This is a genomic window from Neolewinella antarctica, from assembly GCF_011927835.1.
Classification (GTDB): Bacteria; Bacteroidota; Bacteroidia; order Chitinophagales; family Saprospiraceae; genus Neolewinella; species Neolewinella antarctica.
On record NZ_JAATJH010000002.1, the window covers coordinates 670498 to 685719 of the forward strand.

A 15222-nucleotide genomic window follows, 5' to 3' on the forward strand; every position below is an offset into this window, starting at 1 on the left:
CTACACCTCAGTCGCCTCCTCCACCACGCCGGTAGGGGAGGCGATTTTTGTTTAAAGTGAGGTTAAGATGATTCTCAATGGTGATTGACGGGCTAACTTTGCGCGCCAATTAACTTTGCACCCGCGACCGCGCCCTATGCTCCTGAAATCCCTTCCCGCTATTCTCCGTCAGATGGGGCCCCGCTACGTTGCTTTTCGCAGCTGGCACGAAATTCGGAAGCGTAGTGGTGCTCTCCGCCGGGCGTTCCCCGAAAACCCGGCACCCGCGCCCGCGCCCTCCCTGGAAACGTGGCGGAAAGTGAAACCTAATTTTGTGGTGGGGGCACGCGGTTCAATTCAGGTGACTCGCCGGCCGGACGATCGTTTGCGGGAGTGGCACCAACGCTTCACCACCGGCGAATTTCAGTATTTTAATTTCGAGTGGAAGACGATCGGCCGCGACTACGACTGGCTGACCAACCCAACCACCGGCCACACTTACGGCCTCGATCACTGGACGGAAATTCCCGATCTGGACCCCGCGCTCGGCGACGTGAAGTACGTCTGGGAAAAATCTCGTTTTAGCTACCTGCTGTCGCTGATTCGCTACGACTACCACTTCGAGGCAGACCAAAGCGAACTGGTTTTTGCGGAAATCGATAGCTGGCTGGACGCCAATCCACTCAACCTCGGCCCTAATTACCTGTGTAGTCAGGAGATCAGCCTGCGCCTACTCAACTGGCTCTTCGCCCTCTACTACTATCAGGATAGTGCGGCGCTGACGCAGGTGCGGTGGGAGCGACTGACGCAAAGTATCTACGGCCAGCTACTGCACGTGCGCGCCAACATTCACTTTAGCCGGATCGCCGTGCGGAACAACCACGCCATCACCGAAACCCTGATGCTGTACGTAGGTGGGCTACTATTCCCCTCCTTCCCGGGCGCGGCGGAGTGGAAACACCGCGGTAAAGCCTGGTTCGAAGAAGAGATTGCTTACCAGGTTTACGACGACGGTACTTTCATCCAACATTCCCACAATTACCACCGGGTGCTGGTGCAGTTACTGAGTTACGCTACCGCCATCAGCGGGGCTAACGGCGAGCGGTTTTCCGATAAGGTTCATGACCGGGCGAGCCTGACCTTGAACTACTTGTATCAGTGCACCCAGCCAGAGAATGGTGAATTACCTAACTACGGCTCTAACGACGGCGCATTATTTTTTCCCCTCGCCGACCAGGGCTACCGCGACTATCGGCCGCAGTTGAACGGATTATCGCAATTGCTCCACGGCACGATGCCTTTTCCCGAAGCGGGAACGGAAGAGGCCGCCTGGTTGAGCGTCGTTTCGAAAGGAGTTTCAGCGACGGGTGCGGACAAAGCCCTCTCTCAGCAAAAGACTAACCGCTTTCCTAACGGGGGCATTTACACGTTTCGCGACGGCAACACTTTTACGTCCCTCCACTGCCAAACGTACCACGATCGGCCGGCCCACGCCGATAACCTGCACCTCGATTTATGGACAGACGGTGTCAATCTGTTACGCGACGGCGGCACCTACCGGTACAACACCGATCCGGACAAGCTGAAATTTTTTATGGGCTCGGCCAGCCACAACACCGTGATGCTCGGTGACCACGATCAAATGCTCAAGGGGAGTCGCTTTATCTGGTTCAACTGGACGACCGCCCTCACCGCGAGCCTGCTGGAAGAAGATGGTGCCTACCACTTCACGGGGCGCATTGCGGCCTTTAAAGAGTTAGGTGGTGTTTGGCATAACCGGACCGTCGTAAAATATGAGGGAGCATCCGTCTGGGTCGTGGAAGACGAAATCGAACGACCAACGGACCTTCCAATGATTCAGCACTGGAATTTGCACCCCGACTGGGCTCGCTACCTGACCATCACGGCCACCGACCGCAGCGGTGACCCGCTGCAAGGTGAGTTATCGACGGCGCACTTTTCCGGTCACTACGGTGAGCTTACGGAAGCTCCGCTGCTTACCTTTGCGACTTCCGGAACTTTTGTCCGTACCACTATTGCACTTCTGCCACTCTCCTGAACATGAATATTCTTCTCATCCACCAGTATTTTCTCGAAAAAGACGACGGCGGCGGCAGTCGTATGAACGAGATGACCCGGGTCTGGGAGGAGAAGGGCCACACCACAACCGTGCTGGCGGGCATGGTACACTACGCCACCGGAGTGAAGCGGGATCGGTACAAAGGTAAATTCACGGTAATTGACCCGCACGGACCGGGGACAACGGTAATACGTAGCCACGTTTCCGAAGCTTACAACGTAAATTTTCTGGGGCGGCTCTGGGCTTACTTCTCCTTTGTCTTTTCCAGCATTTATGCGGGCCTGTTCAAAACCGAAGGAAAGTTTGACGTCATTCTAGTAACCTCACCACCGCTGTTCGTTGGCATTACGGCCTACTTACTAAGCCGTTTGAAGGGCATTCCGTTTGTTTTTGAAGTGCGGGACCTCTGGCCGGAGTCGGCCATCGATACGGGCGTTCTCCAGAACAAACTTATCATCAACCTCGCGTTCTGGTTTGAGAATTTTGTTTACCGAAATGCCACGCTCATCAACGTGCTGACGCCTGCCTTTCGCGATAAACTCATTAACGAGAAAGGGGTAGCCCCCGAAAAGGTCGTCTTTATTCCCAACGCGGCCGATTTTACCTTGAGCGACCCGTTGCTAGCCACTTTCGACCGGGATGCGTTCCGCCAGCGCCACGGCTGGGCGGACAAAACCGTCGCAACTTACGTTGGTGCGCATGGTGTGGCTAATCACCTGATTCAGGTCGTCGAAGCCGCTGAGTTACTGAGTGACCGACCCGACATTCACTTCGTACTAATTGGTGGTGGGATGCGTAAGGAAGACCTGAAGGCCGCCGTGACCGGGCGGGGGCTGACCAACGTCGAGTTCGTGGATTCCGTTCCTAAGAGTGTGGTCTTTGAGTACATTTTAGCATCCGATTACGGAATGTCCGTCCTAAAAAAGGTGGATACATTCAAGACCATTTATAGTAACAAGACTTTCGACTACATGGCTACCAAACGTCCCGTTTTACTGGCCATTGACGGCGTCAGCCGCGAACTGGTGGAAACGGCGGATTGTGGGTTTTACATCGAGCCGGAAGACCCAGTGGACTTCGCGCGCGTTCTGCGCCACGCCGCCGACCTTTCCCCGGAAGAACACGCGCGCCTGGGAGAAAATGGCTACCGCTACGCTAAGGCTCATTTTGACCGGGACGTTCTGGCCGAGCGCTACCTTGGGCATCTGAGACGTGCTGCTGCGTTATGATTTAGTCATCGATAGCCGCTTACTTGGTCACCGATATTCTAGCCAGGTTAACCTTTTAACGATCACCACTAAGTAGTGAAGGAGTGGAGTTCATAAATTAAATGGGCTAACTTCGCGCACTATATTTGGGCGCACTAGCCGAATTTTAAACCTAAAAAAAACGCCGAAACATGTCAGTACAGATGGACAAATTTATCGAAAACTTGCGGGAACAGTACGAAATGCTTGAGGACCAAGTGGTCATTGATGCTGCTACGAAATTTAAAGAGCTCGAAGACTGGGACAGCCTCGTTGCCCTCTCCGTCATCGCCATGGCGGATGAAGAATACCGCGTAAAAATTTCCGGTGACGATATCCGCTCGGTCACTACCGTGCGGGAGCTTCACGACCTCGTTCGGGAACGAATTGGTGTGAATCATTAACGCGAATCGTTCGTGCTCTTTTAAAAAAGCCAATTTAGTTTGTTCCGTACGGGCATCCAAATCCCTTCCCTCACCGAAATTAGTACTGGCGCGTATGTCTGGAAGTAATCCTTTTTCCTTACTCGGCCGCGTTACCTTAGTAACCGGGGCCTCTTCCGGAATCGGACGCGCCATTGCCGTAGCCGTGTCGAAGGCGGGGGGGCATTTAATCATCACCGGTCGCAGCAACGAGCGCTTACGGGGGACAAAAGATCTGCTTGAACCCAGTACGAATTGTACAATTTTGGCGGGCGATCTTTCCGACGGGGAGTTCTTGCGGGAGTTAAGCAAATCCGTCGTCAAACTCGACGGCGTCGTACTGAATGCCGGTACGGTTGCCGCCCAGCCGCTCAAGTTTATGCGCGACGAAGTCATCGATGAGGTTATGGAAGTCAACCTCTTGGCGCAGATGCGGCTGTGCCGGGAGTTGTACAAAGCAAAGAAAATCAAACGGGGGGCGAGCTTGGTGATGATGAGCTCCATCAGTGCCGCGGTGGGCGCCCCGGCCCACGGCTTGTACGCAGCCACCAAGGCAGGCCTCACCGGGTTCATGCGGGTACTCGCCGTTGAGCTCGGGAACTTCAACATTCGGGTCAACTGTGTCGCACCCGCGATGATCGAAACGGAAGGAATCGAGAAGATTTATGACATGATGGGTGAGGAAGGCTTGCGGGCGGACTATCTCCGCTACCCGTTGCGTCGCTACGGTCAGCCCGAGGAAGTAGCCCATCCGGTAGTCTTTCTACTCAGCCCCGCCGCCTCCTACATTACCGGCACTACCCTGACGATCGACGGTGGATTCACTAGTCGCTAACACCCCTAACATTTAGCCATGACCTACCTGAACGCAATAACCTACTACCTACCGTCCGGTCGGCTTACCAACGAAGACATCAATCGTGATTTCCCCGAGTGGTCCATCGACAAGATTTCGAGTAAAACGGGTATAAAGGAAAGGAGAATTGCCGCGAAGGATGAATTCTCGTCCGACCTGGCCGTCGCGGCGGCGGAACGCTTGTTCGCGGAGAACGCCGCCGTTAAGCGGGAAGAGATTGACTTCGTTTTACTGTGTACCCAAAGCCCCGACTATTTTTTGCCCTCCACCGCCTGCATCGTTCAGGACCGATTGGGCCTGGCTACCTCCTGTGGGGCGTTGGATTTTAATCTCGGTTGCTCCGGTTACGTTTATGGCTTGGGCTTGGCCAAGGGTTTGGTGGCTTCCGGCCAGGCGAAAAACGTGCTGCTGCTGACGGCGGAAACGTACTCAAAATTCGTTGGGGCGAGTGACAAGAGCAGCAAGACCATATTTGGTGACGGAGCCTCCGCTAGTTTGATCAGCGAAAAGCCAGTCGGCTTCAGCATCGGCGATTTCCAGTACGGTACGGACGGCTCCGGCTACGACAAACTCATCGTCAAGGAGGGGGGAATGCGCTACCGGGAAAGCAGTAACGAGGAAGTGACGGATAGCTACGGAAACCAACGTACGGAAGCGGACCTACAAATGGACGGGCAAGCCGTGTTCGTATTTACCATCGGGTCCGTCCCCCGGCTAATTCGGGATACCCTCCGTAAAAACGAGTTGCCCCAGGATGCAGTCGACTTGTTTGTTTTCCACCAGGCCAACCGTTTCATGCTCGAGCACCTGCGGAAAAAGATTAAGATAGAACCCGATAAATTCGTAATCGCGATGGAAAATACCGGCAATACCGTCTCCGCCACCATCCCGATTGCGTTAACTACGGCCATGACCGAGGACCGTGTGAAAAAGGACGCAAGGGTACTACTGGCCGGGTTTGGTGTTGGTCTCTCCGTAGCGGGCTGTATTCTGACTAAGGTAGGAACAGTATGAAAGATCTTATTCTCATCGGGGGGGGCAGTTTTGGCCGGGAAGTAGCCGCGTTTCTACCGGGCTGCATCGGTTACAACGTAACGTGGCGGTTTAAAGGCTTCATTGACAATCTTCCCGACCGCACCGGTATCGAAGACAGAACGATTGGGCTCGTCCAGCAATACGAACCAAAGGACAACGATGTCTTTCTGTGTACTTTACCCGAACAAGAATACCGCAAGAAATATTCAGACTTAATTATCTCCAGAGGCGGAACATTCATCTCCATTATCCACGGTACGGCGGTGATTGTGGCCGATGCCAGTATCGGCACCGGCGTTTACGTAGGTCCGTTCAACACTGTGTCCTGTGGGGTCAAAATCGGGGATTTTTGTCTTTTGAATTGTTACATCGTCGTCGGGCACGATGCGGTCATAGCCCCTTACGCGCACATCAACTCATTTGTCCACATCAGCGGTTTCGTTGAAATTGGTAACGCCGTGACCATTCATCCTCACGCCTCCATCCTCCCCGGGAAAAAGGTAGGTGACGAAGCGGTCATTGGGGTCGGTAGTATCGTGCTGCGCAACGTAAAGGATAAGCAGACTGTATTTGGCTACCCCGCGCGTAAGATTTAGTCGATCGGGTTTGTCTCGGGGCAGTTACCCTCATCAAACCCAAAGAATTAATAGAATGTGCTTACCGTGAAAAATTTGCAACGAAGTCCTGACGTGTTCCAAAGTGCTAGTGGTCAATGTTTTAGTTATTTGAGTAACCATCTTAATTATTATCTATGAATGTCTTTATCGTAGGAACCGGTGGCTTCGCCAGAGAAGCAGCTACTTTGATTCACGAACTCGGTCAGTACGACACGTTTGCTGGGTTTATTGATGTCCCGGCGGTAGCGGAGAAATTTCGTGATCAGCAGATTATGGAAAGGACGGTATTGAGCCAAGTCGACTTTAAGCCGGAAATGGGTGAAGTGGTCATCGCGGTAGGAGACCCGGCCACTCGGGAGAAAATTGCTAGTGCGCTCCCGGAGGGCACTCAATTTGCGACCTTAATTCACCCCACGGCCACGGTTTCTAAATGGTCGACAATTGGTGCTGGGAGTATCATTTGTGCGGGCTGTATCGTAACGACCCAGATAAAACTGGGGCTCCACGCACAACTGAATTTACAAACCACCATTGGGCACGATTGCGTCATCGATGATTTCTTTACAACGGCACCTTCCGCTAATATTAGCGGCGAGTGCAAAATTGGGAAACGTGTCTATTTTGGTACGGGAGCCGCAGTGCGTCAGGGAATCAAAATTCACGGTGACGTAACGGTTGGAATGGGGGCCATGGTTGTAAAAAATTTGGAAGCGTCAGGTACTTACGTCGGTATTCCAGCAAAGAGAATCAAATAGTGTTCTCCACCATCAAAATACTTTTATGCTCTTCACTTCTATCCTTCCTGACAAAGAGTAGCCGTACGTAAAGAGTTGAAATTACTGTAAAAAATTTAAGCACTTCCATCATCAAATACTCAGCTGCAATCAACCCTCAAGCTGAGTATTCAATCTTGTATTAATCGATGTCACGTCATTAATAATACCTTTGTAGCCAAGTTAATTTAATAAGATGTACCACCTCTCCAAGAAATTCTACCTTCTCCTCATCGTCGGTAGCGTAATAATCGTCGCCATTTTTGGTGCACACTACCTAAAATACGCGCACATCTCCAAGGAGGGGATGGTGGAAACAATATCAGCCGTTCAGTTTCTCCTGGCGGGCCTGCTGTACTTAGCCGTAGGCATTCCCGCGGCGCGGCACCCCAGATCCCCCTGGTTGGCGGCCGCGACCATACTAGTAGGTTTTGGCTGCCTGTTCATCGGCGGGGAAGAACTAAGCTGGGGCCAACACCTTATCGGGTGGGAAAGTAGTGAGTACTTTATTGAAAACAATGACCAGCAAGAAACCAACCTGCACAATTTTTTCAACGAGATATTCGATTACGCCTATCCGGTGTTCGGTATCCTCCTACTGGCCGGGGCTTACGTAGCTTCGCGACTGTTCCGGGGGGCAATGGCCATCCTGAGGTTTCCCAAAGAACTCTACATACTTACCCTCGCCATCGTAGTCTTCTGCTTTCTGTACGAGGGCGATGAATACGCCGAGTCATTACTCGCCTGCCTACTTCTTGTACACGCCTCGATCGTATTATTACGCTTCAGAAACACACCCACCGAGCAAGAAGTAATATAATCGATTGTTCAAATCAAACGAAAGACCAACGACCAAAGACCCCAGACCCCAGACCCCAGACCAAAGACCAAAAATGATCCCCCTATCCATCCCCCACCTAGCCGGCAACGAATGGCAATACGTGAAACACTGCCTCGACACCGGTTGGGTCTCCACGGCGGGCGCCTACGTCACGCAGTTTGAAGAAAATATCGCCGCCATCAACGGTAGTAAACGGGCGGTCTCGTGTATGAACGGCACCGCCGCGTTGCACGTCTGCCTCAAGACGCTGGGCGCGCAGCCGGGTGACTACGTCATCGCCCCCAACATCACGTTCGTTGCCACGCTCAACGCCATCACGTACACCGGTGCCGAAACGATCCTGATCGACACCGACCCGGATTCCTGGCAAATGGATCTCGACCTGTTGGAACGGTTTTTGGGGGCGCGGACGCAGGTGCAGGGTGGAGAACTAAGGAGCAAAGCGGATGGGCGACGCATCATTGCCTGTATGCCCGTCCACGTCCTCGGTAACATGTGCGATATGGAGCGGCTTACCGCTCTCTGCGCGCGGTATCATTTACCCATCGTCGAGGACAGCACGGAAGCCCTGGGTTCGACCTTCAACGGCAAACACGCCGGCACCTTTGGTACGTTCGGTACCAGTAGTTTTAACGGCAATAAGATTATCACCACCGGCGGGGGCGGCATGGTCTTTACCCAAAACGATGAGCTAGCCGACCGGGTAAAGCACCTCACCACGACGGCTAAGACCGATCCAATGGACTACTTCCACGACGAAGTAGGTTACAACTACCGGCTCGTCAACGTGCTGGCCGCCATCGGCGTCGCCCAGCTGGAACAACTACCCGGCATCCTCCAGAAGAAAAAAGCCATGGACGCTTTCTACCGAGAAAACCTGAGTGGGGTAGGGGACATCCAGTTCCAAACCGTCACCCCGGGCGTGGACCACAACTGCTGGCTCTTCACCTTCCGCACCGAGCGGATGCGGGAACTACTCACCTACCTCAACGCCAACGGCGTACAGTCCCGCCCCTTCTGGACGCCGATGAACCAACTCCCGATGTACAAAGGCTACCAGTACGTCACCGAGCACGATTACAGCACCGACGTTCACCGGACGGCCATCAGCATTCCTAGCTCCAGTGGGCTAACCGAGGAGCAGTTGGCGGAAGTAGTGAAGCAGATTCGTAATTTCTACGGGTAGCTAAATGCATCAAGTAGAGCCCAGGTCAATAAAGCCATGGCATGAATTAGTCCCGTACGAACGAGGCTAGATCGCTCCTTTATCCGTTCCTTTGCACCCGCGTCCGCGCCCGCTACCCCAGCGTCACTTTCCTGGGTAGCGCCGACCCCGATCGTCACGGTAAGCGTCGTCTCTCAAAACTCAGCCGCTCGGCCACAGCAGAAAAATTATGCGTCACTTTAAGCTAAACGAGTTTATTACCAAGCACGTCACGGAGCGAACCGAAAGCTTTTTCGCCCAGGATTTGGCAGATAACCACGACCGCCTGGCGGCGGCCATCGACGGAAAATCCGTCCTCGTCATCGGCGGTGCCGGCACAATTGGCTCTTCCTACATCCGTGCCCTGCTACACTTCAAGCCCGCTCGCCTCTACGTCGTCGATACCAACGAAAACGGACTGACGGAACTGACGCGCGACATCCGCTCAACGGTGGGCCTGAACGTGCCCGAGGACTACAAGCCGTACCCGATCAATTTTGGTGATGCCGTGTTCGCAAAGATTATTCGCAACGAAGGCCCCTTTGACATCGTCGCCAACTTTGCCGCGCACAAGCACGTCCGCAGCGAAAAGGACCACTATTCCATCGAAGCGATGGTGGACAACAACGTGCTGAAAGCCAAGACTTTACTGGAATTATTGCTGGAAAATCCACCCGCGCACTTCTTCTGCGTGTCCACCGACAAGGCGGCCAACCCGGTGAACGTGATGGGGGCCAGTAAGAAATTGATGGAGGAAGTCATCATGGCCTATTCCACGCAGTTGAAGATCTCTACCGCCCGCTTTGCCAACGTAGCTTTTTCCAACGGTAGCCTCTTGTTCGGCTTCATCGAACGAATGATGAAACAGCAACCGCTGAGTTCGCCGTCGGACGTTAAGCGCTATTTCGTTTCACCGGAAGAATCCGGTCAGCTTTGCTTACTGGCGTGCATGCTCGGGGAGACCGGCGACATTTTCTTCCCCAAGCTGCGGGAAGAACAAATGAAAACCTTTTCTTCGATCGCCGAAGATTTCCTCAAGGAGTACGGTGGCTACGTCGCCGACCGCTGCGCTTCCGAAACGGAGGCGAAGGAGAAAGCACGGGATTTGCCGTCGGACAGCACGACCTACCCCGTGTTCTTTTTTGGCTCCGACACGTCCGGCGAAAAGCAGTACGAAGAGTTTTTCGTGGAGGGGGAAGTGGTCGATCAGCAAAGCTTCCAGCACCTCGGGGTCATCAAAAACACGGACCGTAAATCAATGGCGGAGATCAACGCTATGTTTACGCTGCTGCGGACGATGTTTGCCAGCGAAGAACTCAACAAGGACGCTATCGTAAAATTGATCGTCGACTTTCTCCCAAATTTCGAGCACATCGAAACCGGTCGGTCCCTCGATCAGAAAATGTAAGCATGTACTTAGTAGTGAAACGGTTTTTTGATATTGTGGCTTCCCTCGTTGCGCTGGTCATCCTGTCCCCCTTATTGATACCGATCGTCATCGGCCTGAAACTTACGGGAGAGGGGCACGTCTTTTATTTTCAGGAGCGGCTTGGATTACGCAACGAGCCATTCAGTATCTACAAGTTCGCGACCATGCTGAAGGACAGCCCCAACATGAAGGGCGGGCTCATCACGACCAAGAAAGACCCTCGCCTTACCCCGATGGGCGACTTCTTACGGAAAAGTAAGATTAACGAACTACCCCAACTACTAAATATTCTCTTCGGGGATATGAGCTTCGTCGGCCCGCGCCCCGTCATGCGCAAGAGTTTTGAGCAGTATCCGGCGGACGTGCAAAAGGTGATTTACAACGTTAAGCCGGGCCTAACCGGAGTCGGTAGCATTGTTTTTCGGGACGAAGAGGAGTTAATTACGCGCGAGCGCGATGCCGGGCGTGACACCTGGGTGTACTACCGGGAAGTCATCTACCCTCATAAAGGCAAGATCGAGCAGTGGTACCAGGCCAACCAGTCGTTTTGGGTAGACTTGCAGGTGCTCCTCCTCACCGCCTGGGTGATTCTGTTTCCTGAGTCGGATGCGGTGTACCAGGCGTTTCCGGAAATCCCTCGTTTTGAGGGGTAGCGCAGTTGCTAGTCCACCGTGTGTGTGTGTACCCCGTAGCAGCCCGGAAAGCTAAGCCCTAGCTTGCGAGAAAGAAAAATAGTATGACCATCGCCCTCGTCGGCAACATCATTTTTACGCTAGCCATCTCCCGGCGGGGCTTAGTGGAGCGCTTGTTGCTGGAAAATTACGGGGTGGTTATCGTAGCGCCGGAAGACGGGAATGCAAATGCGTTCGACGGGTTAGACGTCCGCTTTCGTCCGGTAAAGAAACTACGTCGCTCGGGGCTTAACCCAATTGCCGACTGGCAGTATCTACGCGAACTGCGCACGATCTTTTTGGAGGAGCACGTAACCGTAGCGTTGCTGTTCAACATTAAACCGGTCATCTACGGTAGCCTGGCTTGCCGCGGAACGAGCACGCAGCCGCTATCCACCATTACGGGTGCGGGGAATGTTTTTCTGAAGCCCGAGCCGCTGCGGTCCGTGTTGGTCCAGTTGTACCGACTGGCCCTGCTCAACAACAAAATAGTCCTGACGCAAAACCAGGACGATCGAAGCGAAATGCTGCGCGCGGGCGTGCTGCGGGAGCACCGGACGCAGACAATTAACGGAGCCGGCGTAAACTTGGAATCGTTTCCACCGCGGCCCCTCCCCGCCGAGCCGCACTTCGTCTTTATCGGCCGCCTCCTGAAGGACAAAGGCATCACGGAATTCATGGCCGCCGCCGGGATGCTCTCATCGAGCGTTGACTATCCGGTTCGCTTCACGGTCGTCGGCGGCTTCGACGACCAAAACGTAGAGGTGATCGGTCGAGACCTCTTTTCCCGTTGGAAAAGAGAAGGGAACGTCGCGTTCGTCGGTCACCAAAGGGACGTGCGCCCGTACCTGGCCGCCGCTACCTGCGTCGTTTTGCCCTCTTACCGGGAAGGAATGCCCCGCGCCTTGCTGGAAGGTGCCGCTACCGGCCGTCCACTGTTGGCAACGGACGTGCCGGGGTGCCGGGAGGTGGTTCGGGACGGTGAAAATGGCTATTTGGTAGAGGCCCGGAATTCGGAGGCGCTGTTTGCGGGCATGCAACTCATTCTATCCAAATCGCCGGAAGCACTGCTGGCGATGGGGAATACTTCGCGCAAGTTGGTGGTCGAGCATTTTGACGAACGGGAAATTAACCGGCGGTATTTAGCCATCATCGCAAACCTCTTGCCGTAAATCCTACCGTATTTTGTGGCAGCATGCTCACCCCGGTCCGTTGAGGGAAGGGGCATCAAATGGTACCGGTGCGCGGCCGCGGGTGCCCTGTTTTTGTGAGAGGCAATGTATCCATTAGTCTTGTTAAGTACGGTGAGCACCCCCGGGTTGATTAGTTATTGTGCGCCGGACGCATCGGTGAATTCACAATTGACCTTGGTGTTTTTATGACTCGTGTACCCTACGCTGACACATCTTCAGCACCAAGTTATTAAAATTGAATTTACTAGGGGCGACTTAGAAGGAGGCCCGGTAACATTCCTTTACCTTTGCTCCCGAGGGCGTTTTGAAGTTTACGCTGTTACAGCGTGGCGGTTTTCAACAACACCTACCTTACGGATTGAAGAACGGGACTAAGCAGACTTATTTTGAAATTTTGTTACACGAAGTAATACAACAAATGAGGAATGCCCTGCCCAATGAATTCTACGACGGGAAACATAAGCCCCTTGCTTTCGAACGGGAGAAAGACTGGCCCCTAGTGAGTGTTTCCATACTAGCCTACAACCAGCGTGACCTGATTGGCCGGGCCCTGGACAGCGTGATCGCCCAACGAGTGGACTTTACTTACGAGATAATTGTCGGAGACGATTGCTCCGACGACGGAACCCAGGAAGTGCTGCTCGAATATCAGCGCCGCCATCCGGACTTGATTCAACTAGTGCTTCACCCCCGCCGCTACCAGGAAATCCCCGGTCGAACGAATAACATTACCAATCTGATGGCCTGCCGGGGTAAATACACGGCCCTGCTCGATGGTGACGACTATTGGAATAACCCCCAAAAGTTACAGCGGCAAGTTGACGTCCTGGAAGCAGACAACCGATACGTTGCCTGTTTTCACGACTCAGCCTATGAGCTGGAAAAAGGGCATAATGGATTTAAATTTTTGCCCACGACCCTGAACGGTAAAATAGGTAACCCACCGTCTGGCTGCTACGGACTTGCCGATTTAGTCTTGTTACAGAATGTTCTGCTGAAGCCGAGCACCCTACTATTTCGTACGCGCGTTTTCGGTGATTTTCCAGATTGGTTCGATCGGGTCATCTTCGCCGACGTTATCCTAGTCAGTTTGATTGCGGAAAGGGGAGACCTGTATTACGACGATCAGCCCATGGCCATTCAGTACTTGAACCAGGGTAGCTTCACCCAGGTGTACATGGGAGACGATAAAATCATCACCGGTCGGTTGTGGGAGCTGGATATGTTAGTACAACGGTACTCTAAATTGGGGGACAGTGAGCATTTAAATAAAGTCCGCAACGGTGAATTATTCAAGCTGGCGGCTATTCGCTACCGATCCGGTAGGTACTATTCCTCCTTTTTGCATTTGCTGACAACCATCCAGCGAAGCCCGGTAGTGGCTACGAAAAGGATTGCTAGTGTTTTACGAAGCCGTATTCAGGACAGAAGGAAATAGATGGCGATCGGTTGGTCTGATGGCAGTCGTAGTTACGTGCATGGCAGGTTCATTTATTCGAATGAGCCACCAAGAGCGCTATACTCAAGTCGTTCCTATTCCGGTGACCTTCTCGTACGCCTCCCAGCTACAAGCCTCCGGAATAAAGCTTCCGTGATACTGCCCCATCGGTACGAGGCCGCTTCCGTAAATATCTCGCTCGTTTACGTACAGTTGGCCTGCGGCTGAAATACGGTCCTCGGCGTCAACCATGCTCCCCGCCCAGAGATCCAGCAGGTAGTGTCCGGGCATCATGGACAGATTAGGTAGCGTGATTCTGATCTTGTTCACCCCCTTGACTACCGGCAGCTTAGTTCCCTGCAGGCGGTTATTGATCGTCATCAGTACCTCACGGTAACCCTTGCTCACCTGCACGGCCACGACGAGGTCCTCGAAATTAGTAGAAGACTCCAGGGTTAGATCGATGACGAGCGGCTGAAAAGGATAAACCTCCCCCCCTTCGTTTAGTATCATTTCGGTAAAGCGGACACCACCGCTGCCCTCCCGGTCCGTGCGGTCGGCTAATACCTGACGCTCCGAGAGATTCATGCTGGCCGCCCGGTAGCGGTGAATGGCTTCTTGCACCCCACCGTTGAAGATTATCCGGCCGTTCTCCATAAGTAGGCACCGGCTACAGAGCCCTTCCACGGCCACCATGTTATGGCTTACGAAAAGTACCGTGCGACCGCTTTTGGCCACCTTATCCATCTTGCCGAGGCACTTCTCCTGAAAAGCAAGATCGCCTACCGCAAGAACTTCGTCGATGATGAGAATCTCCGGGTCCAGGTGTGCCGCAACGGCGAAGGCGAGCCTCACTTTCATTCCGGAAGAGTAAAATTTTACCGGGGTATCAATGTGTGCTTCGACACCGCTGAAGGCTATAATCTCTTCGAATTTTTCCTCCACCTCCCGACGCGTCATCCCCAAAATGGTTCCGTTCATGTACACGTTGTCGCGCCCCGTCAGGTCATCGTGAAACCCAGTGCCTACTTCCAGTAAGCTAGAAACACGACCCTGCAGAGCGATTTGCCCGGTGGTGGGCTCGGTAATACGACTAAGTACCTTGAGTAGAGAACTTTTTCCCGCACCGTTGTGGCCGATAATACCCAGCACTTCTCCTTTGGCAACGGAAAAATTGACGTCCTTCAGTGCCCAGAGTATGCTGGAATCCCCCGTTTCATCGCCGCTGAACTTTTTTCTGGAGGCAATGCGCCGAAAATTCCGGATGGGGTAGAGAAGGGTGGACTTCACCGCCTCGACCAGGGTGTCGGACCGTTCCATGGTACCCAACCGGTACCGCTTACCTAAATTTTGTACTTCAATCATAGACAATTGTGTTGGCCGCCGATCGGCAATAAACCGCAGCGACTAAGGCTTCAAATGCGTCCGGGTCGGTAA

The 15222-nt window shown here is 53.5% G+C and carries 14 protein-coding genes; 13 read left to right on the plus strand and 1 reads right to left on the minus strand.

Translation table 11 applies throughout. The annotated features are described in order from the left end of the window. Positions 1 to 136: 136 nt before the first annotated feature. The 13 genes from GGR27_RS07940 (at position 137) to GGR27_RS08000 (ending at position 13785) form a co-directional block, all read left to right on the plus strand. Entirely contained in the window at positions 137 to 2038 is a 1902-nt protein-coding gene (locus tag GGR27_RS07940; protein WP_168036881.1) for an alginate lyase family protein, read from the plus strand. Positions 2039 to 2040: 2 nt separating this feature from the next. Then, entirely contained in the window at positions 2041 to 3288 is a 1248-nt protein-coding gene (locus GGR27_RS07945; protein WP_168036882.1) for a glycosyltransferase family 4 protein, read from the plus strand. Between the two features lie 170 nt (positions 3289 to 3458). Next, positions 3459 to 3710, plus strand: coding sequence for an acyl carrier protein (locus GGR27_RS07950; protein ID WP_168036883.1), 252 nt, complete (start codon positions 3459 to 3461; stop codon positions 3708 to 3710). A gap of 94 nt (positions 3711 to 3804) precedes the next feature. Next, positions 3805 to 4563: an SDR family NAD(P)-dependent oxidoreductase gene (locus tag GGR27_RS07955; RefSeq protein ID WP_168036884.1), complete on the plus strand. Its 759-nt coding sequence runs from the start codon at positions 3805 to 3807 to the stop codon at positions 4561 to 4563. Between the two features lie 18 nt (positions 4564 to 4581). Then, complete coding sequence (locus tag GGR27_RS07960; RefSeq protein ID WP_168036885.1) at positions 4582 to 5598, plus strand: 3-oxoacyl-ACP synthase III family protein; 1017 nt, start codon at positions 4582 to 4584, stop codon at positions 5596 to 5598. Then, positions 5595 to 6215 carry an acetyltransferase gene (locus tag GGR27_RS07965; RefSeq protein WP_168036886.1) on the plus strand — a complete coding sequence of 207 codons (621 nt, stop codon included), beginning with the start codon at positions 5595 to 5597 and terminating at the stop codon, positions 6213 to 6215. The genes GGR27_RS07960 and GGR27_RS07965 overlap by 4 nt, the downstream gene beginning before the upstream one ends. Positions 6216 to 6370: 155 nt before the next feature. Beyond that, the gene (locus GGR27_RS07970; RefSeq protein ID WP_168036887.1) at positions 6371 to 6991 is read left to right on the plus strand and encodes an acetyltransferase; all 621 of its coding nucleotides are present in this window, start codon (positions 6371 to 6373) and stop codon (positions 6989 to 6991) included. Positions 6992 to 7205: 214 nt separating this feature from the next. Then, positions 7206 to 7829 (plus strand): hypothetical protein, encoded by a 624-nt coding sequence (locus tag GGR27_RS07975; RefSeq protein ID WP_168036404.1) that lies wholly within the window; start codon positions 7206 to 7208, stop codon positions 7827 to 7829. Positions 7830 to 7902: 73 nt separating this feature from the next. Beyond that, positions 7903 to 9036, plus strand: a complete 1134-nt coding sequence (locus GGR27_RS07980) for a LegC family aminotransferase (RefSeq protein WP_168036888.1) — start codon at positions 7903 to 7905, stop codon at positions 9034 to 9036. Between the two features lie 208 nt (positions 9037 to 9244). After that, a complete protein-coding gene (locus GGR27_RS07985; RefSeq protein WP_168036889.1) occupies positions 9245 to 10462 on the plus strand; it encodes a polysaccharide biosynthesis protein in 1218 nt (405 codons plus the stop codon). A 2-nt stretch (positions 10463 to 10464) separates the two neighbouring features. Next, on the plus strand, positions 10465 to 11136 hold the full coding sequence (locus GGR27_RS07990) for a sugar transferase (protein ID WP_168036890.1): 672 nt from the start codon (positions 10465 to 10467) through the stop codon (positions 11134 to 11136). Between the two features lie 83 nt (positions 11137 to 11219). Then, entirely contained in the window at positions 11220 to 12326 is a 1107-nt protein-coding gene (locus GGR27_RS07995; protein WP_168036891.1) for a glycosyltransferase family 4 protein, read from the plus strand. A gap of 439 nt (positions 12327 to 12765) precedes the next feature. Further along, positions 12766 to 13785 (plus strand): glycosyltransferase family 2 protein, encoded by a 1020-nt coding sequence (locus GGR27_RS08000; protein ID WP_168036892.1) that lies wholly within the window; start codon positions 12766 to 12768, stop codon positions 13783 to 13785. 84 nt (positions 13786 to 13869) lie between these two features. Here GGR27_RS08000 and GGR27_RS08005 read toward each other — a convergent pair whose 3' ends face one another. Beyond that, the gene (locus GGR27_RS08005; protein WP_168036893.1) at positions 13870 to 15150 is read right to left on the minus strand and encodes an ABC transporter ATP-binding protein; all 1281 of its coding nucleotides are present in this window, start codon (positions 15148 to 15150) and stop codon (positions 13870 to 13872) included. Positions 15151 to 15222: the final 72 nt, after the last annotated feature.